17 protein-coding genes are annotated in these 21,259 nt (G+C 71.8%); 9 read left to right on the plus strand and 8 right to left on the minus strand.

Annotated features, from left to right (window positions below; genetic code table 11):
* Positions 1-9: 9 nt before the first annotated feature.
* Entirely contained in the window at positions 10-1,311 is a 1,302-nt protein-coding gene (ectB, locus tag GPZ80_RS23630) for a diaminobutyrate--2-oxoglutarate transaminase (protein WP_187223249.1), read from the minus strand.
* On the minus strand, positions 1,308-4,523 hold the full coding sequence (locus tag GPZ80_RS33790) for a non-ribosomal peptide synthetase (protein WP_222719749.1): 3,216 nt from the start codon (positions 4,521-4,523) through the stop codon (positions 1,308-1,310). The genes ectB and GPZ80_RS33790 overlap by 4 nt, the downstream gene beginning before the upstream one ends.
* A 181-nt stretch (positions 4,524-4,704) precedes the next feature.
* On the opposite strand from GPZ80_RS33790, the gene GPZ80_RS23640 reads away from it, so the two are divergent.
* The 3 genes from GPZ80_RS23640 to sbnB are packed head-to-tail and all read left to right on the plus strand — an operon-like array spanning position 4,705 to position 6,933.
* Positions 4,705-4,920, plus strand: coding sequence for an MbtH family protein (locus GPZ80_RS23640; protein WP_187223250.1), 216 nt, complete (start codon positions 4,705-4,707; stop codon positions 4,918-4,920).
* A 4-nt stretch (positions 4,921-4,924) separates the two neighbouring features.
* Positions 4,925-5,929 carry a 2,3-diaminopropionate biosynthesis protein SbnA gene (gene sbnA, locus GPZ80_RS23645; RefSeq protein ID WP_187223251.1) on the plus strand — a complete coding sequence of 335 codons (1,005 nt, stop codon included), beginning with the start codon at positions 4,925-4,927 and terminating at the stop codon, positions 5,927-5,929.
* Positions 5,923-6,933: a 2,3-diaminopropionate biosynthesis protein SbnB gene (gene sbnB / locus GPZ80_RS23650; RefSeq protein ID WP_187223252.1), complete on the plus strand. Its 1,011-nt coding sequence runs from the start codon at positions 5,923-5,925 to the stop codon at positions 6,931-6,933. The genes sbnA and sbnB overlap by 7 nt, the downstream gene beginning before the upstream one ends.
* Positions 6,934-6,988: 55 nt before the next feature.
* Here sbnB and GPZ80_RS23655 read toward each other — a convergent pair whose 3' ends face one another.
* Positions 6,989-7,576 carry a response regulator transcription factor gene (locus tag GPZ80_RS23655; RefSeq protein ID WP_312880529.1) on the minus strand — a complete coding sequence of 196 codons (588 nt, stop codon included), beginning with the start codon at positions 7,574-7,576 and terminating at the stop codon, positions 6,989-6,991.
* Positions 7,573-8,217 (minus strand): helix-turn-helix transcriptional regulator, encoded by a 645-nt coding sequence (locus GPZ80_RS23660; protein ID WP_187223253.1) that lies wholly within the window; start codon positions 8,215-8,217, stop codon positions 7,573-7,575. The genes GPZ80_RS23655 and GPZ80_RS23660 overlap by 4 nt, the downstream gene beginning before the upstream one ends.
* A 232-nt stretch (positions 8,218-8,449) precedes the next feature.
* Here GPZ80_RS23660 and GPZ80_RS23665 point away from each other — a divergent pair, with 232 nt between their 5' ends.
* The 5 genes from GPZ80_RS23665 to GPZ80_RS23685 all read left to right on the plus strand — a co-directional run bounded on the left by GPZ80_RS23665 (position 8,450) and on the right by GPZ80_RS23685 (position 18,461).
* A complete protein-coding gene (locus GPZ80_RS23665) occupies positions 8,450-11,458 on the plus strand; it encodes a type 2 lanthipeptide synthetase LanM family protein (RefSeq protein ID WP_187223254.1) in 3,009 nt (1,002 codons plus the stop codon).
* Positions 11,421-11,651 (plus strand): hypothetical protein, encoded by a 231-nt coding sequence (locus tag GPZ80_RS23670; RefSeq protein WP_187223255.1) that lies wholly within the window; start codon positions 11,421-11,423, stop codon positions 11,649-11,651. The genes GPZ80_RS23665 and GPZ80_RS23670 overlap by 38 nt, the downstream gene beginning before the upstream one ends.
* A gap of 84 nt (positions 11,652-11,735) precedes the next feature.
* Positions 11,736-14,621, plus strand: a complete 2,886-nt coding sequence (locus GPZ80_RS33795) for an ATP-binding protein (RefSeq protein WP_187223256.1) — start codon at positions 11,736-11,738, stop codon at positions 14,619-14,621.
* Between the two features lie 232 nt (positions 14,622-14,853).
* Positions 14,854-15,024 (plus strand): hypothetical protein, encoded by a 171-nt coding sequence (locus GPZ80_RS23680; protein WP_187223257.1) that lies wholly within the window; start codon positions 14,854-14,856, stop codon positions 15,022-15,024.
* A gap of 212 nt (positions 15,025-15,236) precedes the next feature.
* Complete coding sequence (locus tag GPZ80_RS23685; RefSeq protein WP_187223258.1) at positions 15,237-18,461, plus strand: S8 family serine peptidase; 3,225 nt, start codon at positions 15,237-15,239, stop codon at positions 18,459-18,461.
* A 57-nt stretch (positions 18,462-18,518) separates the two neighbouring features.
* Here the strand turns inward: GPZ80_RS23685 and GPZ80_RS23690 are convergent, their stop codons facing one another.
* Genes GPZ80_RS23690 through GPZ80_RS23700 form a run of 3 tightly spaced genes read right to left on the minus strand, consistent with a single transcriptional unit; the run spans position 18,519 to position 19,817 of the window.
* The gene (locus GPZ80_RS23690; protein WP_187223259.1) at positions 18,519-18,782 is read right to left on the minus strand and encodes a hypothetical protein; all 264 of its coding nucleotides are present in this window, start codon (positions 18,780-18,782) and stop codon (positions 18,519-18,521) included.
* A gap of 59 nt (positions 18,783-18,841) precedes the next feature.
* Complete coding sequence (locus GPZ80_RS23695; protein WP_187223260.1) at positions 18,842-19,366, minus strand: DUF1990 domain-containing protein; 525 nt, start codon at positions 19,364-19,366, stop codon at positions 18,842-18,844.
* Entirely contained in the window at positions 19,329-19,817 is a 489-nt protein-coding gene (locus tag GPZ80_RS23700; protein ID WP_187223261.1) for a DoxX family protein, read from the minus strand. The genes GPZ80_RS23695 and GPZ80_RS23700 overlap by 38 nt, the downstream gene beginning before the upstream one ends.
* Before the next feature lie 88 nt (positions 19,818-19,905).
* Here GPZ80_RS23700 and GPZ80_RS23705 point away from each other — a divergent pair, with 88 nt between their 5' ends.
* Positions 19,906-20,484 carry a TetR/AcrR family transcriptional regulator gene (locus tag GPZ80_RS23705; RefSeq protein WP_187223262.1) on the plus strand — a complete coding sequence of 193 codons (579 nt, stop codon included), beginning with the start codon at positions 19,906-19,908 and terminating at the stop codon, positions 20,482-20,484.
* Between the two features lie 6 nt (positions 20,485-20,490).
* On the opposite strand, the gene GPZ80_RS23710 is transcribed toward GPZ80_RS23705, so the two are convergent.
* Positions 20,491-21,156, minus strand: coding sequence for a TetR/AcrR family transcriptional regulator (locus GPZ80_RS23710; protein WP_187223263.1), 666 nt, complete (start codon positions 21,154-21,156; stop codon positions 20,491-20,493).
* Positions 21,157-21,259 lie beyond the last annotated feature (103 nt).

The following is a 21,259-nucleotide window of genomic DNA, read 5'->3' on the forward strand; positions in this document are numbered from 1 at the left end:
GTGTCCTCCTCAGCCCGCGTACAGAGTCGTGCGCAACGCCGTGCCGACAACACCGAGCCCGACCTCGAGCCGGGCGATGTCGATGATCAGCGGCGGCAGGATCTTGAGGACCTCGTCGTGGCGGCCGCACAGCTCGACGATCACGCCGTGGTCGAAGGCGTAGCGCTGGACGCGATGGGCGCGTTCGGGTCCACCGGCGCCCGCCAGGTCGATGCCCAAGGCCATGCCGCGGCCCCGGACTTCCACGCCGGGTTCCGTCGCGGCGATCTCGGCGCCGAACCGCTCGAGCCGACGCGCCGCGACGGCGAGGTCGGTGCGGAACTTGGTCTGCTCCCACAGGTCGCACGCGGCGGTGGCGGCGACGAACGCGAGCTGGTTGCCGCGGAAGGTGCCGGTGTGCTCGGCGGGCTCCCACACGTCGAGCTCGCGGCGGAACAGGGTCATCGAGAGCGGAAGCCCGTAGCCGCCGATGGACTTCGAGACGGTGACGATGTCGGGGACGATCCCGGCGTGCTCGAAGCAGAAGAACTTGCCGGTGCGGCCGCAGCCCGCCTGGATCTCGTCGAGGATCAGCAGCACGCCGTGGCGCTCGGTCACCGCGCGAAGGGCGCGCAGCCACTCCGCCGACGCCGGGTACATCCCGCCTTCCATCTGCATCGGCTCGACGATCACCGCGGCGGGGATGTCCACGCCGGACGACGGGTCCGACAGCAGCCGCTCGATGAAGCCGATCGAGTCGAACGTCCCCTGTGGACCGTCCTCGTACGGCACGAAGGTCACGTCCTGGCCGCTGATCCCGCCCGCGCGCCGGGCCCGGCGGCTGCCGGTGACGCCGAGCGAGCCGCGGGACATGCCGTGGTAGGCGCCGGTGAACGCCATCAGGCCGGTGCGCCCGGTCACCTTGCGGGCCAGCTTGAGGGCCGCCTCCACCGCGTCGGTCCCGGTCGGGCCGCAGAACTGGACCTTGTAGTCCAGTTCGCGCGGGCGCAGCACAGTCTCGTTGAACGCGGTCAGGAACTCGCGCTTGGCCACGGTGTACATGTCCAGGCCGTGCACGACGCCGTCGGCGGCGAGGTAGTCGACGAGCCGCCGCTTGATGAAGTCGTTGTTGTGGCCGTAGTTGAGAGTTCCGGCGCCACAGAAGAAGTCGATGTAGCGGCGGCCGTCCTCGGAGTACAGCTCGGCGCCCTTCGCCCGGTCGAACACGACCGGGAACTTGCGGCAGTAGCTGCGGACCTCGGACTCCAGGTCCTCGAATACCGCGGTCGTGGTGGCCCGGACGGGTTCCATCCGGTGCGGCGCGATCGTCATCGGGTGTCCTCTCTGCTGATCGTCGCGGCGGGCTGTGCGGCCCGCCGTCGTGGCGCCAAAGCGGGCATCGCGGGCAGGTCGGACACCCGCGGGTAGCCCGGCAGCGCCGCGGCGAGCGCCGCGACGGTGCCGTGGTCGAACAGGGCGCGCACCGGCACGTCGATCCCGAGCGCGGACCGCAGGCGTACCGAGACCCTGGTGGCGAGCAGGGAGTGCCCGCCCAGGTCGAAGAAGTTGTCGTGGGCGCCGACGTCGGCGACCCCGAGCACGTCTCCCCACACCTTCGCCACCGCGACCTCGCTCGGCGTGCGCGGCGCGACGATCTCGTCCGCCTCGCGCGCCGAGGGGACGGGAAGGGCTTTGCGGTCGACCTTCCCGGACGCGGTCAGCGGGAAGGCGTCGAGCACGACGTAGGCCGCGGGCGCCATGTAGTCAGGGAGCGTGCGCGTCACGAACTCGCGCAGCTCGTCCGGGCCGGGGGGTTCGCCCACGAGGTAGGCGGTGAGCTGGTACTCCCCGGTCGCGGTCGGCGTGGGGTGGACGACGGCGGAGCGGATCCGGTCGTGGGCCAGCAAAGCGGCCTCGATCTCGCCGGGTTCCATGCGGTGGCCGCGGATCTTGACCTGGTGGTCGGCGCGGCCGAGGATCTCGACCGCTCCCGCCGGAGTCCGGCGGGCGAGGTCGCCGGTGCGGTACAGGCGGGCGCCCGGGACCGAGCCGTGCGGGTCGGGCACGAACGCGGCGGCGGTGAGAGCCGCCCGGCCGTGGTAGCCGTGGGCCAGGCCGTCGCCGCCGATGTAGACCTCGCCGACTGCCCCTTCCCCCACCGGTTCCAGGTCTCCGTCCAGCAGGTGGATCACCGTGTTCGCCGCGGGCGCCCAGTCGAGGACGTTCCCTTCGGCGTCGAGGCGGGCGGTGGTCGCCCACACGGTGATCTCCGTGGGCCCGTAGAGGTCCCAGACCTCGGCGCCGTCGGCGCTCAGGGCGCGGGTCAGTTCGGTGGGCAGCTTCTCGCCGCCGCTGAGGACGGTGAGGCCGCCCGCGGGCCGCCACCCGGTCTCCACCAGCATTCGCAGCGTCGTCGGGGTGGCCTGCACGAGCGCGGGCCGGGTGTCGGCGATCAGCCGGACCATCCGCTCCGGGTCGCGGGCCTGCTCGGTGTCGGCGATGACGACCTGGCCGCCGACCAGCAGCGGCACGTACAGCTCCAGCACCGACGGGTCGAACGACATCGTCGTCAGGGCGACGACCGCCGCTCCGGGCGCCACGCCCGGCCGGTCCGCCATGGACAGCGCGAAGTTGGCAAGCCCCCGGTGGTGGATCATCACGCCCTTCGGCGTGCCGGTGGACCCCGAGGTGTAGATGACGTAGGCAAGTTCGGCCGGTCCGCTTCGATGCCCGAGCGTGGTGCCGGGCCGGGCGGCGATGGCGGCCCGGTCGCGGTCGACGAGGACCGTCGTGACATCAGGGAACGCGCCTGCCAGCGGCTCCTGGGTGATGACCACGGCGGCGCCCGCGTCGGAGCGCATGAACTCCAGGCGGGCGCTCGGGAACATCGGGTCCAGCGGCAGGTACGCGCCACCGGTCTTGAGCACGGCCAGGAACGCGACCAGCAGGTCGATTCCTCGGTCGAGGTGCACCCCGACGAGCGTTCCGGGACCGACGCCGAGCGCGCGCAGATGGTGGGCGAGCCGGTTGGTGGCGGCTTCGAGGTCCGCGTAGGTCAGCTCCACGGCGCCGGACCGCACCGCGAGCGCGTCCGGTGTGGACAGTGCCTGCCGGGTGATCAGCTCGGGCAGCGTCGCGTCGGGCAGCTCCCGGGCGGTGTCGTTGCCCAGGGCCAGCAGCCTGCGGCGTTCCCTGCCGGGCAGCGGCTCCACGCCTCGGGCGAGGTCCGCCACCGCGACTTCCGGCTCGGCCAGGACGGTTTCCAGCATGCGCACGTAGCCTGCGGCCAGCGTCCGGACCGAGTCCTCGTCGAACAGCGCGGTGGCGTACTGCAGCCGGGCGCCGATGCCGCCGTCGGGCCGCACCCTCAGGTCGAGCACGATGTCGAACGCGGAGGCGCCCAGCGGCGCGGGCACCAGCTCGACGGCGAGGCCGGGCAGGGTGATCTCCTCGGTTCCCGCGGGCAACAGGGAGAACGTCACCTGGAACAGCGGGTTGCGGGACATGTCCCGCTCGGGCGCCAGTTCGCCGACCACACGCTCGAACGGCAGCTCGGCGTGGGTGAACGCGGTGAGCGCGGTGTCGCGCACCCGGTGCACCAGGTCGCGGAACGTGGTCGCGCCCGCGGTGTCGGTGCGCAGGACGACCGTGTTGACGAACAGGCCGATGAGACCTTCGACGTCGACCCGGCCGCGACCGGCGACCGGGGTGCCGACGGCGATGTCGGTCTGGCCGGTGTAGCGGGCCAGCTGCGCCTTGAACGCGGCCAGCAGCACCATGAACCGGGTCGAGCCGTGGCCGCGGGCCAGCTTGTCGATGTCGGCGACGAGTCCGGCGGGCAGCTCGAACCGCAGGACGTCGCTGGCGCCGTCCCATTCGGCGGGCCGGGGTCGGTCGGTGGGCAGGCGCAGGGGCTTGAGCCCGGCCAGCCTGCCGCGCCAGTAGTCGAGCGCACGGGTCAGCCGGGGACCCTCCAGCAGCTCGCGCTGCCGGTCGGCGTACTCCCCGTACCGCAGCGGCAATGGCGCGAGAGCCGCGGGCGCGCCGCCGGTTCGCTCGTCGTAGCCCGCGGCCAGCTCACGGCCGAGGATGCCCCAGGACCAGCCGTCGAACGCGATGTGGTGCACCACGAACAGCAGCAGGTGGTCGTCGGCGGCGATCCGGGCGAGGGTCAGCCGGAACGGCGGGTCGGCCGCGAGGTCGAACGGTCTGGCCAGTTCCCGGTCGAACAGCGCCGGGATGTCGCACTCCCCCGCCAGATCCACCCGCTCGACGACGACCTCGACGTGATCGTCGACCTCCTCCACGGGAACGCCGTCCATCGCCCGGTAGCGGGTGCGCAGCACCTCGTGCCGGTCGACGATCGCGGCGAACGCGCCGGTGAGCGCGTCGACGTCGAGGCGGCCGCGGATGCGCAGCGCCATCGGCAGCTGGTAGTCCGCCGAGCCGGGCCGCAGCTGGTCGAGGAACCACAGCCGCTGCTGGGCGAACGACGCCGCCCTCGCGGTGCCGATCCCCCGCTCCGAACCGTTGTGCCAGTCCACAATCCACGCTCCCGCCGGTCACCAGTGGTGACCGAGAGCGTGCTCGCCGCGGGGCGGGCGGCGACAGAGAAGGAACCGCAGCCCCGCACCGCCGGTGCCGCTGCGCGTTTGTCTCTACGGCGCGGCGGCTCCCGCGGGCACGCTCGGTGGCCAGTACCCCTGACAGCGCGGAGGATCAGCGATGGCCGACGACACCGACGATGGCACCTACCTGGTGGTGCTCAACGATGAGGAGCAGTACTCGATCTGGCGAGCCGATCGCGAACTGCCGCTCGGCTGGCACGCCGAAGGCACCCAGGGAACCCGGCAGCACTGCCTGGACCACATCGCCGTCGTGTGGACGGACATGCGCCCGCTGAGCCTGCGTCGCCAGATGGCGCAGTCGGCGCAGAACTGACGTCATGGGTGGCTATGGCGCCGAGGCCGGGGTGCTGTCCGCGGTCGGCTCGACTCCGCTGGTGGAACTGACACGGCTGCTTCCGGGCAGCCCGTTCACCCTCTACGCGAAGTTGGAGGCGGCCAACCCCGGCGGCAGCATCAAGGACCGATCGGCCTACGTGATGCTGTCCGAAGCGATTCACACCGGCACGGTGATCCCGGGCCGGTCCACTGTGGTCGAATCCAGTTCCGGCAATCTCGGGATCGGGCTGGCCCAGGCGTGCCGCTACTTCGACGTGCGGTTCATCTGCGTCGTCGACCCCCGCACCAACCCGCAGAACATCGCGATCATGCGGGCCTATGGCGCGGAGGTCCACACGGTCACCGAGCGGGACCCGGCGACCGGGGAGTATCTGCCGACCCGGATCCGCCGGGTGCGGGAGCTGACGGCGACCCTGCCCGACGCCTACTGCCCCAACCAGTACGCCAACCCGCTCAACGCGTGGGCGCACCAGACGACCATGCGGGAGATCGTCGACTCCCTGGGCAAGCCACCGGACTACCTCGTGTGCACGGTCAGCTCGTGCGGGACCCTGCGCGGATGCTCCGAGTACGTGCGCGAGCACGACCTGCCCGTGCGGATCGTGGCGGTGGACGCGGAAAGCAGTGCGATCTTCCACGAACCCGTCGGCCGCAGGCTCATCCCGGGGCACGGCGCGGCGGTGCCGCCCGCGCTGCTGCGGCTCGACCTCGCCGACGAGGTGGTGCACGTCAACGACCTCGACGCGCTGGTCGGCTGCAGGCGGCTGGTCAACCGGGAGGCGATCCTCGCGGGTGGCTCCTCGGGCGCCGTCGTGACGGCGGTGAGCAGGCTGGACATCCCGGCCGGGTCGACCGTCGCGGTGATCCTTCCGGACAGCGGCGCGCGCTACCTCGACACGATCTACGACGACGCCTGGGTGGAAGTCCACTTCGGCGACGTCGCCGACCTTTGGAAGGACGACGCCATGGAGGTGGCCCGTTGTTGATCGTCGGCAATGATGCGGTCCGGCAGGTGCTCGACGGCAACGAGCACGCCGTGCTGGACGCGGTGCGCTCGGCGTACCGCGGTCACGAACTGGGCCGCTCGGCCCTGCCGCACTCGGTGTTCCTCCGGTTCCCCGACGACGCCCGCAACCGCATCATCGGGCTGCCCGCCTACCTGGGCGGCGACGACGGCGGGGTGGCGGGGATGAAGTGGGTCGCGTCGTTCCCCGGCAACGTGGCCGCCGGGCTGCAGCGGGCGTCGGCGACGATCGTGCTGAACTCGATGGCCACCGGTCAGCCGGTGGCGTTCCTCGAGGGATCGACGATCTCGGCCCGGCGGACCGCGGCGAGCGCGGCACTGGCCGCGGCCACCCTTCGTCCGTCCACTGAGGACACAGGGTTGGCGGTCGTCGGGTGCGGTCTGATCAATTTCGAGGTGCTGCGGTTCGTCCGGGCCGTCTGCCCGTCGCTGCGCGAGGTGACGGTGTTCGACCTGGATCCGCGGCGGGCGGCCGAGTTCGCGCTGCGCTGCGACGCCGATCTCGAGGTGCGGGTCGTGGAGCGGATCGAAGACGCCGTGGCGGCGCACCGGCTGGTGAGCCTCGCGACGACGGCGTCGACCCCGCACCTGGACCTGGGCGCGTTCGCGCCGGGCACCCTGGTGCTGCACGTGTCGCTGCGGGACATCACCATCGACGGCGTCCTGTCGGCGGTCAACATCGTCGACGACACCGATCATGTCTGCCGGGCGGCCACCTCGCTGCACCTGGCCGAGCAGCACGTCGGGAACCGCGACTTCGTCTCGTCGTCGATCGGCGAGCTGCTGCTCACCGACACCGAGCACGCGCGCGACCCCGAGAAGGTGACGCTGTTCTCCCCGTTCGGGTTGGGCGTGCTTGATCTCGCGGTGGCGGACCTGGTGCTGCGCGAGGCCAGGGCGGCGGGTCTCGGCTTCGACCTCCCCGGGTTCCTCCCCCACCCGGAGCCGGTCACCACGAACGCCTAAGCGGGACAACGGGAAGAGGGCCGACTCACCGAGTCGGCCCTCTTCCTTGTTTCGGTCAGATCAGGCCGGTGCGCACCGCCAGCGCGACCGCGTGCGCGCGGTTGCGCACGTGCAGCCGGGCCATGAGGTCGTAGATCACGTTCTTCACGGTGTGCTCGGAACACGCGAGCGCCTCGGCGATCGCGGCGTTGCCGTGACCGTCGGCCATCAGCGTCAGCACCGCGGTCTGGCGGGGAGTCAGCCGGGTGGGGATCCGGGGCGCGCTGACCGGCGGCTCGGGTGTGCCGCCGAGCAGCCGGACGAGCACTTCGTGCGGCAGCCGTCCGTCGCCGTCGCGGGCCGAGTGCAGCGCGGCGACGAGCTGGTTGGGGCCCGCGTTCGACCGCACCATCGTCTTCACTCCCGAGCGCACCGCGCGCCGGGCGTCGTCAGCGGAAACGGTGTCCGCGACCACGACCACCGGGTACTCCCGCGACGCCCACCCGGCGAGCGCCTCGTCCACCGTGCCCGCCGCGGAGACCACGACGGCGTCGGGCGAGGCGGCCGGGCTGACCGAGACCCCGGCGTCGCGCAGGGCCGACAGCACGGTCGCCCGCACGGCGGATTCGGGACCGTTGACGTGAACCAGCAGTGGCGCGGTCACAGGAGGCCCGCCCGGATCGCGTAGGCGACGGCGTGGGCGCGGTTGCGCAGCCGGAACCGGCGGGTGATGTCGTGCACGACCACCGCGACCGTCCGGGTGGAGTAGGACAGCTCCTTGGCGATCTCGCCGGTCTCCCGCCCTTCGGCGACCAGGGCCAGGACGGCGCGTTCCCGCTCGGAGAGACCGGGGCCCGCGGACCGGGCGTGCGGGATCGAGACCGCCGCGCCGAAGCCGGAGCCGAGTTCGGTGCCGATCTCAGTGCCGAGGAGCCGGTCGAGCATGTCGGGTGGCACCGTGCAGTCCCCGGCCGCGGCGGCGAGCACGGTGCGGGCTAATCGGTTCGGCCCCGCCTCCCTACGGCGCAGCAGACCGCGCGCGCCCGCGGCGATCACGTGCAGCACCTCCGCGGGCGCGACATCGGTGGCCACCAGGACCACCTCCGGTCGGTGCGCGGCCACCCTGGTGGCCCGCACCAAATCCAGCGCCTCGGCGTCGACGCCGTCGACGATCACGACCGTCACCTGGGCGGGTCCGCCCGTGGTCACGACCTCGACGTCCGGGCAGGAGTGCAGCGCCGCGACCGCGCCCGCCTCCAGCATCGGATCCACTGCGACGACATCGACGCGCACCGGTTCACCCATGGTGTTCTCCCTCGGACGACCTGTCGGATCTCTCGGGGAGAAGCTTCGACGCGCACGGGCCGCACCACATCGGGCCCGCACCCCCACATTTGCCGCACACCCCTGACCAGCGGCGGACCTCGGCTGTCGGGTCCACCGGATCGCGCCTGGCAGACCCCTGAACGCGGGCCCGCGGGAATGTGCGTGGTCGCCACGCATGACCTGACGCCGTGCGACTGGCACGGTGTGCACCGTGACCCCGACGACGCCGCCACCGCCGCCCGCCGCCTCCTGGTGGGCGTCAGCGCTGGCGCTGCACGAGCGCGGCGCCCCGGAGGGTGCGGACACCGCGGCGGAGCTGGCCGAGCCGTTGGCCGCGCGTCTCGCCGACCTCGGTCTCACCGCCGGGCAGCTGGCGGCGCTGCGGGCCGAGCCCGCGGACCGGCTCGCGGCCAGGACCCCCGTGCCCGAGTGGGCGCGCACGGCCGAGCGGGCCATGCAGGCCGACCGGCGGCCCCCGGCGGAGAGCGAGATCGACGGGACCTGGCGCGAGGCGTTCGGGCTGGTCGTGCGCCCCTTCGTCGACGAGGCCAAGGCAAAGATCACCCACGCGGGGAAAGCGCTGCCCGCCGACTTGATCGACATCGAGCCGGTCGCCGACGGCGCGGCCGCGGTGCTGACCGACAAGCTGGTCGACCTGGCCGCCCGCGCCCTGGTGGCCGAGCTGCACCGGATGCGCGCCGCGGGCGAGTTGAGCGGGGACGACAGCCGAACCCGGTTCCAGGGTTTCGTCCGCTTCTTCGCCACCCCGGCGGGCCTGGTCGCCCTGCTCACCCGCTTCCCGGTCCTGGCAAGGGTTCTCGCCCAGGCGAGCACCGCCATGGCGGACTCGGCGGCCGAGGTGGTCGAGCGGTTCGACCGCGACCGGGCCGACATCGTGGCCGGGCTGCTCGACGGCGACGACCCGGGCGCCGTCGTCGGCCTCGCGGTCGGCCAGGGCGACCCGCACCACGGCGGCCGGACGGTCGCGACCCTCGCCTTCGCCGACGGGCGCCGGGTCGTCTACAAGCCACGCGACCTCGCCGCCCAGGTGCGCTTCGGCGACTTCCTGGGCTGGCTCGAGGCCGCCGCGCCGGGTCTGGCGCCCAAAGCCGTGCGCACCATCGCCCGCGCCGGATACGGGTGGTGCGAACACATCGCCGACACCCCCGCGGCCGACCGCGCCGCGGTGGAGCGGTTCTACCGCAGGCTGGGCGCGCTGCTGGCGCTGCTGCACGCGATCCGCGCGACCGACGTCCACCTGGAGAACGTGATCGCGCACGGCGACCACCCGGTGCTGGTCGACACCGAGACGCTGTTCCACCCGGATCTGGGCGCGGGCACCGGAGACCCGGCCGCCGACGCGTTCGCCGCCTCGGTGCACCGCACCGCGCTGCTGCCGCTGATCGTGGTCGGGGAAGCCGGGATCGCCGACGTGTCCGGTCTCGGCGGCGGGGAGCAGGCGGCCGCGAGCACCGCCGTGGACTGGCTCGACCCCGGCACCGACCGAATGCGCCTGACCCGACGGCCGGTCGCCCATGACGGGGCGGGAAACCGCCCGGTGCTCGACGGCCGCTCGGTCGACCCGGGCGAGCACGAGGCCGCGATGGTCGCCGGGTTCCGGCAGGCCTACACCGCCATCAGGGCGGGCCGGGCCGAGTTCGGCACGCTCGTCGAGACGTGCGCCGACCTGCCGATCCGCGTGGTCACCCGGCCGACGTGGGTGTACAGCACGCTGCTGGACGAGACCACGCACCCCGACGTGCTCGGCGACGCCCTCGACCGGGATGAGGCACTGGCCATCCTGTGCTCGGGGCGGGCCGGCGATCCGCTGTTCGGGCAGTTCCCCGCCATCGAGATCGCGGCCATGTGGGACGGCGACATCCCGCTGTTCACCGGCACCGCCGGCGGCACCCGGCTACACACCGCCGACGGCCGCGCGCTGGCGGTCGGCGTGCCGCGCAGCGGCCTGGAAAGCGCGCTGCGCACGATCTCCCGATTCGACACCGTGGACCGCCGCGACCAGGAGTGGATCATCTCCGCGACCCTGGCCACCCGGCACACCACGCCCGCGCACCCGCGCGCCGAAGCCCTGTCGGTCCCCCCGACCGGCGCCGCGCCGCACCCCGACGGGCTGCTGGCCGCCGCGTGCGCCGTCGCCGACCAGATCGTCGCCCGCGGCATCCCCGACGAGCGGCGCACCAACTGGCTGGGGCTGGAGTCGGTCGACGAGCGGCAGTGGCTGGTGCTGCCGATGGGGGTGGGCCTCGGACACGGCTACCTGGGTGTCGCCGTCTTCCTCGCCCAACTCGCCGCCACCAGCGGCATCGCCCGCTACGCCGAACAGGCCCGCCGCGCGGTGTGCGACGTGCCCGCGCTGATCGAGGCGCTGGTGGGGCGGCCGGACGTCGCCGCGGCCATCGGGTGCGGCGGGCTCAACGGGCTCGGCGGCATCGGCTACGGGCTCGGCAGACTGGGCGCGCTGCTCGGCGACGAGACGCTGACCGACGCGGCCCGCCGGGTGTTCACCCTGGGCCACGCCGCGGTCGCGGGCGCGGACCTGGGCTGGGCCGACGGTCTCGCGGGCTGGGTCGCCGCACAGGACGCCGCCGGTCTCCCCGACGACGACATGGCCGATCACCTCGCCGCCCGGGCCGAGGTGGAGGCGGACACACTGTCCGCGGGCTTCGCCACCGGGCTGGCGGGAATCGCCTGGGCACTGCGCGACCACGCGGCCGGCCCTCGGCTGGCCGAGGTGGCCGCCCGGGTCGTTCCCGACGGGTCCGCGTGGTGCGACGGCGCGGCGGGCATGCTGCCCGCGCACGCCTGTCTACCCGTCGTTCCGAGCGCCGACCTGCTCGCCGCGACCGACCGGCCGCTGCGCCGCGATCTTTCGCTGTGCCACGGCGAACTGGGGCTTCTCGAATCCCTGTCCACCGTGGCCGACGACCGCGACTCGCCCGCCGCGCGGGTGCTGCGCAAGCGCAGCGGTCTCGTGCTCGACGTGCTGCACCGGCACGGACCCCTATCCGGCACCCCTAGCGAGGTCGCCACCCCCGGACTGCTCACCGGACTCGCGGGAATCGGCTACGGCCTGCTGCGGCTGGCCGCCCCGCACAACGTCCCCTCGATCCTGCTCTTGCAGCCGACCGATAACGCAACCACCGCCACCAGAAGGAGAAACCGTGTCGCACGACCAGACCGCGTTCAGCAGCCACGATGACCAGGTCGACGCGCCCGTGGGCAAGTTGCGCCTGCTGCCGTCGGTGACTTTCGGGGTGCGCGCCGCGGCCCTGTCCGGCATCGCGCTGCCGATCGCCATGCTGGCGGCCGGTGCCGCCGCGGGTCCCATGGCCCTCGCCGACAGCGGGGCCATGGTGATGGGCACGACGTGCTGCCCGCCGGTCGCCCCCTGATCTTCCCCGACTCCGCGTGGCCGGCCGGTGCGGTGACCCTCGCGCACTGGTCGGTCACGTCGCGTGTGAGTAGCATCGACCGCCGTGCGCCACCGTTCGTCAGTCCTCGTGGGTCGCGAGTCCGAATTGCGAACGGTCATCGACGCGTTGCTCGAGGCCGAGTCCGGTCGCGGCGCGGCGGTCTTCGTGGTGGGCGAAGCCGGGATCGGCAAGTCCCGGCTCGCCGCGGCCGCCATCGAATCGGCCTACACGGCGGGAATGGCGCTCATGCGGGGCCGCGCCAGCGCCATCGGTCCGATGGCCCCGTTCCGGCCGCTCACCGAGGCGATCTTCTCGCTGCTGCGGGCCGAGACGGTCGATCCGGCGGAGCTGGGTCCGTACGGTCCGGTCCTGGGCAGGCTGGTGCCGGGCTGGGGCGAGGCGGCGGCCGCGCGCGACGGGGAGTCGCTCGTGGTGCTGGCCGAGGCGCTGCTGCGGCTGACCGGCGTAGCGGGGCGGGGCCGGGGAACCCTGCTCGCGCTCGACGACCTGCACGAAGCCGACCCGGAGACGTTGGCGGTGCTGGAATACCTGACGGACAACCTCGACCTGCAGCCGACGGTGCTGCTCGGGGCCATCCGCGACACGGACTGCGCCGCGCTGCGTATGGCCCGCGCGGCCGCCCAGCGTGGCCGCTGCGTGCTGATCGAGCTGGCTCCGCTGACCGGGACGGGTCTGCGTGAGCTGGCGGCGGGCTGCCTGGAGATCGACCCGGCCGACGTGCCGGAGTCCGCGGTCGACCTGTTGTGGGCGGGCAGCGCCGGAATCCCGTTCATCGCCGAGGAACTCGTCACCACGATGGTCGACGAAGGCGTCCTGACCCGCGACGCCACGGGGTGGTGCGTCACCGAGTCCGGCGCCGCCGTGACCGCGGGACTCGCCCTGCCGCTGTCTCGTCGGGTGGCGCAGCTCGGACCGCGCACCCGTGAACTGCTGTCCGTCGCGGCCACGTTCGGCCTGCGGTTCCCGGTCACGGTGGTGCAGCGCGTCATCGGCCTGGGCGACCGCGACCTGTTCAGCCTGCTGCAGGACGACGTCGCCGGGCAGCTGGTCGCGCCGGACGAGCAGGCGCCGGACTGGTACGCGTTCCACCACCAGCTCGGCCGCGACGCCGTGCTCGCGCACCTCGACCAGGCCACGCACGTGCGCCTGGCCTGCTCGGTCGCCGACGCGATCGAGGCGATCCACCCCGATCTGCCGGGCGAGTGGTGCGAGGTGGCGGCGGCGCTGCGGCTGGAGGCGGGCGACCACCTCGCGGCGGGCACCCTGTTCGCCGAGGTGGGCAGGCGCGCGCTGGAACTCGGGGCGGCGACGTCGGCGGTCGCGCTGCTGGACCGGGCGTGGGAGCTGCTGGCCCGGGCGGACGCGGCCACCCGCGCGGCGACACTCGAGCAGTTGCTGCTCGCCTTGGCCGAGGCCGGGATGATGGAACGGGCCTTGGCCTCGGTCGGGGTCCTCGACCAGGTCGGCGGCCTGGCCCCGCGGCGAAGGGCCGACCTGCACACGAAACTGGCGTGGGCGGCAACAGTCGCCGGCCGCACCGCGGACGCGCTTGAACAGGTCGAGGCCGCCCGAGCGCTCCTGGGCCCCGACGCCGAACCCGACGCGGTGGCGTCGATCGACGTCATCGCCGCGCACCTGGCCTTGGACCTGCCCGGCCCCGACCAACTCGCCACCGCCGAGAACTTGGCGCGCAAGGCCGCCACGGTCGCCGAGGGGATTCCGCTGCCTGCGGTGGCGTGCCAGGCATGGCAGTTGCTCGGGGCGGTCACCCGCCACCGCGACCCCGAGGAAGCCACCCGCTGCCTGGAACGCGCACGATCCCTTGCCGTGCAACACAACCTCCCGATCTGGGAAATCCACGCCCTCATCCGCCTCGGCAACGACGACGCCCTCCGGCACGCGGGTCTGCACCGCCTGGAGCGGGCGAGAGACCAGGCCACCAAGGCGGGCGCCGTCACGGCCCGCTACCAGGCCGAGGCCAGCATCGCCCTCCACTCCATCCTGCGCGGCGAATTCGACACCGCACGCGCGCTCGTGGACCGGGTGCTGGAGGCCACCACCCGCCTCAAACTGCTGGAGACGACCCAGTACGTCCTGTTGCTGAGCGCCGTCCTCGCCGGCCACCGCGGCGACCGCGCCGACATGGAGACCGCACTGGGCGAATTCCAACGCTGGAACGGGGATCTGACGCTGCACGCTCCCCGTGTGTACGGCCTGGCAAGCACCTTCTGCGCCCTCTTGGAAGAGGACCGCCCCCGCGCCCTGCGGGACTTGGCCAAGGCGATGGACAGCGCGGACACCGGGGCGAGCGTCTTCGCCTTGTCGGGCCGCGACGGCCTCCGGGTGCTGCTGCGTGCGATGTCGGGGGAAGCCCAACTCCCCAACGGCAATTCGGCCAACGCTTTGCGGTGGGACCGCCAGTTCACCCTGTTCGCCCAGGCGGTTCTCCTTGGCCGAGCAGGAAAGCACACCCAAGCCACCACAGCCATGGAAGGCGCCTTACTCACCGGCGAACCCTATGCGATGAGCAGACACCTCGGTTTGAGACTGGTAGGAGAAGCCGCCCTGGATGACGGCTGGGGAGACCCGGTCTGCTGGTTACGCACAGCCGAGGACTACTTCCACCGCGGCGACATTCCGGCGGTAGCGGGCGCCTGCAGAGCTTTACTTCGTCGAGCCGGGGCCAAAGTCCCCCAGCGGCGCACCGGGACGGAGGAAATCCCCACCGAACTCCGACAGGCAGGAATCACCGTCCGCGAGTACGAGGTCCTGGCCCTCCTGGTCCGGCGACTGGGGAATCGCGAGATAGCAGATCTCCTGCACCTCTCGCCGCGAACCGTGGAACGACATGTATCAAGCTTGATCACAAAAACGGGCCTCCCCAACCGCCTGGCCTTGGGCGACCACGCGGCAACTCTGTTGCGCTAAACCAAATCAGAACCCCACCTGATGTCGCGAGGCCTCCAGCCCCAACCCCAGCTCCCCTGCTTCGGCTCCAGCCCCCGGCCCACAACCCGCCGGACCTCCAAGAGACCGGACCACCCACCCCGAACGACCAAACCCCCGTGCACCCCAGCCCTGGACGAGCAAACCCCGGCGCAGGATGCGGTTATCCCGTTGGCTCCTCACGATCACGGCCGTCGCGGCGACCACACTCGCGATGACGACGACCCCGGCCGTCGGCGACGCCGACCACCCCGGGACCTACATCCCCAGCCCCGAGGGCAACTCGGCGAACATGCACCTGATTGCCAGTGCGCCCAGGACCGGTTCGATCGCCGGCTACCGCAACTCCGACCTTGGCTCGCCCTCCTTCACAGACGGAATATGACGCAGGTCACAATGCTCCGAATCGTCCGCACGCGGAAGGGCCTCCAGGGCTCCGGCGTCGAATCACCGGGAACAGCTCGATCAAGGTCGAAGTTCACCACCGCGAACCAGGTGAAACAACGGCGACCGCGAGCGCGATGGGAAAGCTGCGAGCGGCTTCCGACGACCCGCCGGTCCCCGTTCGCCCGTCGAACGACACCCTTTGGGGCCACAATGGACTCTGCTCGCAGCCGTCGACCCACGCTTCGGTCGGCCGCCACCTCCCTGCTTGTCCCCGTCGTCGTCGCCGCGCTCGTGCCTGGCCTGGCCAGTGCCGCACCCGGCAGGGCGGGCGAACCGCCGGGTTCCGGGTTGGGCCGCCATGATCGGCAACTGCTCGCCGAGGCGCAGGTCAACGGCAAAACCGAGGTCACCATGCTGTTCGCCACCGCGCTCGGCTCGAGTGGCGACGTCAGCCGTGGCGTGCAGGCCATGGGTGGCCGGGTGGACTACCACGACCAGGCCTTGGGCTATGTGCGTGCGTCCGTCCCGATCGGACGGGCGGAGCAGGCCGCCAAGGTCAGCGGCGTGCAAGCCGCCGACCTCGACGAGGTCCTCCCCCTGAACGACCCGAGGCCCGAGGGACAGACCAACCCCACCCCCTTCCCCGCGCCCGACGCGAGCACACCCCGCGCGAACCCGTATATGCCGATCGCCGACACCGGGGCCGACGCCTTCATGAACGCCAACACCACCTGGGACGGTCGCGGCGTCACCGTCGGCGTGCTCGACACCGGCATCACCCTCGACCACCCGGCACTGGCCACCACCACGACCGGCGCGCCGAAGATCGTCGACTGGGTCACCTACACGCATCCGCTGACCGACGGCGACCCCACGTGGGTCACGACCTCCGTCGTCAGCGGCCCGGCCTTCACCGCCGGCGGCGTCGCCTACACCGCCCCCGCGGGCGCGTTCCGCTTCGGCGTATTCAACGAGCGGCACGCGAACCTCGGCGGTGAGGTCGGCAACGACGTCAACCGCGACGGCAACCCGACGGGCTCCAGCGGCCTGTTCGGCGTCCTGTGGGACGGCGCTTCCGGGGTCCGGGTCGACGTCGACCAGGACCGCGACTTCACCGACGAACCGGTCATGACCGACTACAAGGTCAACCGCGACGTCCGCTACTTCGGCACCGACAACCCGGCCACCGCCGTGGCCGAGCGCATGCCGTTCGTCGTGCAGACCGACGGCGCGACCAAGACCGTCAACATCGGCGTCGTCTCCGGCGCCCACGGCAGCCACGTCGCGGGCATCGTCGCGGCGAACGGCATGTTCGGCGGCGCGATGAGCGGCGCCGCACCCGGCGCGCAGCTGGTGTCGGTCCGCGTCTGCCTGTTCGTCGCGGGCTGCACCGCGCACGCCCTGATCGAAGGCATGATCTACGCCGCGAAGCAGGCGAACGTCGACGTCATCAACATGTCGATCGGCGGCCTGCCCTCGCTCAACGACGCGAACAACACCCGCGCCGTGCTTTATGACCGGCTCATCGAGCAGGAGAACGTCCAGATGTTCATCTCCGCGGGCAACAGCGGCCCCGGCGAGAACACGGTGGGCGACCCCTCGGTGGCGACCAAGGTCATGAGCGTCGGCACGACCATCACGGACGCGACGTGGGCGGCCAACTACGGCTCGACCGCACCCGCGCCCGGCACCGACAACCAGCACCCGTTCAGCTCCCGCGGACCGCGTGAGGACGGTGGGTTCAAGCCGAACATCACCGCCCCGGGCGCGGCCATCTCCACCACCCCGGTGTGGCAGGACGGCGGCCCGGTCGCGGGCGTGCACACGCTGCCGCCCGGCTACTCGATGTTCAACGGCACCTCCATGGCCTCGCCGCAGGCGGCGGGTGCCGGAGCGCTGCTGGTGAGCGCGGCCAAGCAGGTCGGTGTGCAGCACCAGCCCGCGCAGCTGCGCAAGGCGCTGAACTCCACGGCCCGGTTCTTCCCCGAGTACGGCGCCTACGAGCAGGGCAACGGCCTCGTGCAGGTGCCCGCCGCGTGGTCGCTGCTGGCAGGCAATCTCAAGACCGTCGACATCAGCTCCGCTGTCCCCGTGGATACGGCGCTGGAGCAGTTCCTGGCCAGGCCAGGCATCGGTGTCGGCATCCACGACCGGGAGAACGTGACCCTCGGGCAGGCCTACACCCGGCAGTACACCTTCACCCGCACCTCGGGTGCGGGCGGGTCGACCACCTACAACCTGTCCCTGGTCGGCAACGACGGCACCTTCTCCCTTGGCACCACGTCGATCTCCCTGCCGAAGAACCAACCCCGGACGCTGACCGTGTCGGTCAACCCGACCGCATACGGCGCGCACTCGGCGATCCTCAACCTCGACGACCCGAGCAGCCCAGGCATCGAGTACCAGACGCTCAACACGGTCGTGGTGGCGCGCGACTTCACCGGGCCGGGCTATTCGCACACCATCACCGGCAGCGTCGCCCGCAACCAGGCGCTGAGCTACTTCTTCGAGGTGGCGCCCGGAACACCGGCGTTCAAGGTCGACTTCACCGGCCCGAACGCCACCCCGGGCACCGGCCAGGCGCGGTTCCTGCGGTTCCACCCGTTCGGCGTCCCGATCGACAGCAACTCCAGTCTGTCGTGCTATTCGCCGATCGTGGTCCCCGGCGGCAGTTGCGCCGGCGACCCGCTTAGCCGCACGGTCACCAACCCGACGCCCGGCGTCTGGGAGATCACCGTCGAGGCCCGGCGGACCTCCGACGTGCCGTTCACGCCGTTCAGCCTGACCGCGTCCGTTCTCGGCGCGTCGGTCAGCCCGAACCCGGACGTCATCGCGTCGGCCACGGTCGGTGTGCCGGTGAGTCGCTCGTACACCATCACCAACCTGTTCGGCGCCTTCACCGGCCGGGCGACCGGCAGCACGCTGGGCAGCGCGTTCATCGACCGGCCGACGATCGCCAACCTCGCCCAGCAGCAGCGGTCCGTGGTGGTGACGGCGGGCACGACCTCGCTGCGGGCCACCATCGGCAACACGTCGGACCCGGCGGCGGACCTCGACCTGTTCGTGTTCAACTGCACGACGGGAACCTGTGTGCTGGCCGGACAGAACGCCGACGGCGACTCCGAGGAGTCGGTGACCATCGCCAATCCGGCGGCGGGACACTGGGTCGTGCTGGTCGACGGCTTCGCGGTGCCCGCGGGGACCACGCAGTACGACTACGTCGACGTGTTCGTCAACCCGGCCTTCGGGTCTGTGGCGGTCACCGACGCCAACGCGCTGCGCCCGGCGGGTGCGATGTGGACGGTGCCGGGGACGGTCACGGCCAACGCGGCCCCGGCCGCGGGCAGGCAACTGCTCGGCCAGGTCCAGGTCCGCACGGACAGCAACGCACTGATCGGCTTCGGGAACGTGATCGTCCAGAACGTCACAGGCTGAGCGTTCACCGGCCCCGCCTCCCGGCGCGAAACCGGGAGGCGGGGCCGTGTCCACCGGTCAGCCGCAGCCGTTGGCGTCGCACTTCTGGTTCGTGTGCAGGTTGTCACCGAGCTTCGCGGCGAACTTGACCCACCGGGTGTACGCGCCCGCCTTGTTGAGCCAGTCGGGCAGTTCGGGGTCGGTGACCCAGCCCTTGACCTCCAGCCGCAACCAGCCGTTGGAGTCGGTGTGGAACCGGAAAGCCACCGTCGAGCCCTCCCCGTCGAAATGCCCGGGCAAGGTGTCGAAGTGGTACCCACTGGCATCGCCGTAGTACTTCACCGGCTCCCCCGCCGGACGATCATCACCGCTGATCAATGCCCATATCCGACTGGTTCGCGCTACCGGTCGAACGTCCGCAGGTAGCGCGTCGTCATGGCGTTCTGGGCCAAGCCGCCGAGGGGGCCCGCGAGCTTGGCGAGGAGCGAGGCAGGGCGGGAGAATGCGGTGACGGTGAAGGTGATGACCCCGTCCTCGCGTCGGTCGAGGACGAACGCCTCCTCGCCGCGCTCGGGGTGGCCGGGCAGTGTGCCGTAGGCGAAACCCCGGCGGGCGGGCTCGTCGATGACATACACGACTCGGCATGGCGCCGTCACGAACGGGCCGAGGCCGAGTTCGACCACCGTATCCGGCTCGACGCGCGCTTCGGACGCGGTCACCCGTAGACCTGCCGACCGCTGGACCCGCCACGTCAGCAGGTCGTCCGCCGCGGTGTCGAAGCTGATCCCCGCGGGCAAGGCGGCCGCGCGACGGAAGGTCTTGTAGCCGTCGGGGATATCACCCCGACTCTGTCCGACCTCCGGATATGTCCACGGTCGAGCGCGTAGCTCAGCCGCGCGCCGCGGGCTCAGCAACCGGACGGTCATGACTGCCGATCATTCCCCGGCTTCGCCGGTAGTGCAGGACAACCGACACAGTCGCCGCCAGGAAGACCACCTGCATGAGGGCGCGCGGCACCAACTGGTCGTCCCACGGCACGTTCTCGCCCACCGCCTTGTGCACGTTCGCGGGGAACATCGCGAGCAGCAGCGCGGTGAGACCGGCGGCGGCCCACGGCGCGGTCGGGCGCCACAGCAAGCCGACCACGGCGGCGAGTTCGAGGACGCCGGTGATCGTGACCAGCAGGCCGGGCGCGGGCAGCGTGGGCGGAACCATGCTGATCAACTCTTCGCGCATCCCGATGAAATGCGCGAGGCCGGTGAGGGTGAACATGGCCGCCATGCCACCGCGCACGGCGACCACCCACGGCCAGGACCGCAGCCGTCCCACGCCGAGAAGCATCAGCGTGACAACGACCAGAACGACAAGCGGAACCATCTGGAACTCCTTCGACCGCGGCAAACTTGACAGTGACTAGATTGCCCCCCGGGGTGTCATCTTGTCAATGACTAGATACGCTGGCGCCATGACGCCCCGCTCGTACCACCACGGCGACCTCCGCCGAGCCGTCCTGGACGCCGCGGCCACCGCGATCACCGAGCACGGGCCTGCCGGGATCAGCCTGCGCGATCTGGCCCGCCGAGCCGGGGTCTCCCATGCCGCGCCGGGTCACCACTTCGGCGACAAGGCGGGCGTGCTCACCGCGCTGGCCGCCGAGGGCTACGACCTCCTGGCCGAGACCTTGCGCGAGGCACAGCAATCCACCGGGCAGTTCGTCGAACTAGGCGTCGCCTACGTGCGGTTCGCCGTCGAACACCGAGCCCATTTCGAGGTGATGTTCCGCCCGGACCTCTACCACGCCGACGACCCGGCCGTGGTGGCCGCGCGTGGCCGGTCGGGCGACCTGCTCGTCGGCGGAGTCGGCTCCGTCACCGACCCGACCGGCCCGGACGCCGAGGTCGCCAAGGTGGCGGCGTGGTCGATCGTGCACGGGTTCGCCACGCTCTGGCTCACCGGAGCGCTGCCCCCGGGATTCGGCGAAGACCCGGAATCCGCGGCACGGGCCGTCGCGGGAATGCTCTTCTCGAAAGAGCCCAAGGGGTAGAACCGGTCAGGACACCGCTCGGTCGCGCTCCTGCGCCGCGCGGCGGTGACCGACGAACGGGACGAGGACGCTGTAGAGCAGGTCCGGGAGAAGCTCGGGCAGCCGCTCGGCCTCGCCGCGGTAGACGCGGTTGTAGATGACCTGGATGACCGCTCCCACAATGGTTTCGGCCGTCAACTGGGGCCCGATCGGCGTCTCCGGCAGACCCTGGGACGCCCGCGCGATCCGGTCGGTCAGCGCGCCGAGCACCTGCCTGCGCCGCTCCAGCGCCTCCGGGCCCGCGGCCAGGACCTCGATGATGACCATCGCGGCCACCGCCGGATCGGCGGCCAGCACCCGCAGGCAGCACTCCAGGCCCGCACGGGCGCCTTCGACGTAGTCTTCGTGCGCCGCGTACGCGGCGATGACCTCGGTGCTGATGTGCCGGACGGCGCTGTCGAAGGCGGCAAGAAAGGCGCCTTCCTTGCCCGAGTAGTGCTGATAGAACGTCTTGCGCGAGATCCCCGCCCCGGTGATGATCGTTTCCACCGTGGTGTTGGCGTATCCGTTGACGCTCACCGCCTCGGCGACCGCGGCGAGGATGCGGGTGCGCTGGTTGGTCGCCACGTAGTCGTCCGACAGCCCATGCCTGCCCGGGGGGAGCTGGTGCGGCTTGCGTGACTTGTTGACCACGTTCCTCGTTAACCTGTCAGTCTTTGCTGCGAGGGCTTACAGGCTAATCGACCGACAACGTGGTGCGCGGGCCGATGCGAGAACTTACACATAACGAGGGAAA

It is taken from the genome of Actinokineospora xionganensis (assembly GCF_014323725.1).
GTDB classification, from domain to species: Bacteria; Actinomycetota; Actinomycetes; order Mycobacteriales; family Pseudonocardiaceae; genus Actinokineospora; species Actinokineospora xionganensis.

Excerpts from the sequence above, each read along its gene's own strand:
- GPZ80_RS23660 (WP_187223253.1), bottom strand. The coding sequence starts at position 8,217 with ATGGGTGAACCGGTGCGCGTCGATGTCGTCGCAGTGGATCCGATGCTG.
- GPZ80_RS23685 (WP_187223258.1), top strand. The coding sequence starts at position 15,237 with ATGGACTCTGCTCGCAGCCGTCGACCCACGCTTCGGTCGGCCGCCACC.
- GPZ80_RS23700 (WP_187223261.1), bottom strand. The coding sequence starts at position 19,817 with ATGGTTCCGCTTGTCGTTCTGGTCGTTGTCACGCTGATGCTTCTCGGC.
- sbnA (WP_187223251.1), top strand. The coding sequence starts at position 4,925 with ATGGGTGGCTATGGCGCCGAGGCCGGGGTGCTGTCCGCGGTCGGCTCG.
- GPZ80_RS23640 (WP_187223250.1), top strand. The coding sequence starts at position 4,705 with ATGGCCGACGACACCGACGATGGCACCTACCTGGTGGTGCTCAACGAT.
- GPZ80_RS23695 (WP_187223260.1), bottom strand. The coding sequence starts at position 19,366 with ATGACCGTCCGGTTGCTGAGCCCGCGGCGCGCGGCTGAGCTACGCGCT.
- GPZ80_RS23705 (WP_187223262.1), top strand. The coding sequence starts at position 19,906 with ATGACGCCCCGCTCGTACCACCACGGCGACCTCCGCCGAGCCGTCCTG.
- ectB (WP_187223249.1), bottom strand. The coding sequence starts at position 1,311 with ATGACGATCGCGCCGCACCGGATGGAACCCGTCCGGGCCACCACGACC.
- GPZ80_RS23680 (WP_187223257.1), top strand. The coding sequence starts at position 14,854 with ATGACGACGACCCCGGCCGTCGGCGACGCCGACCACCCCGGGACCTAC.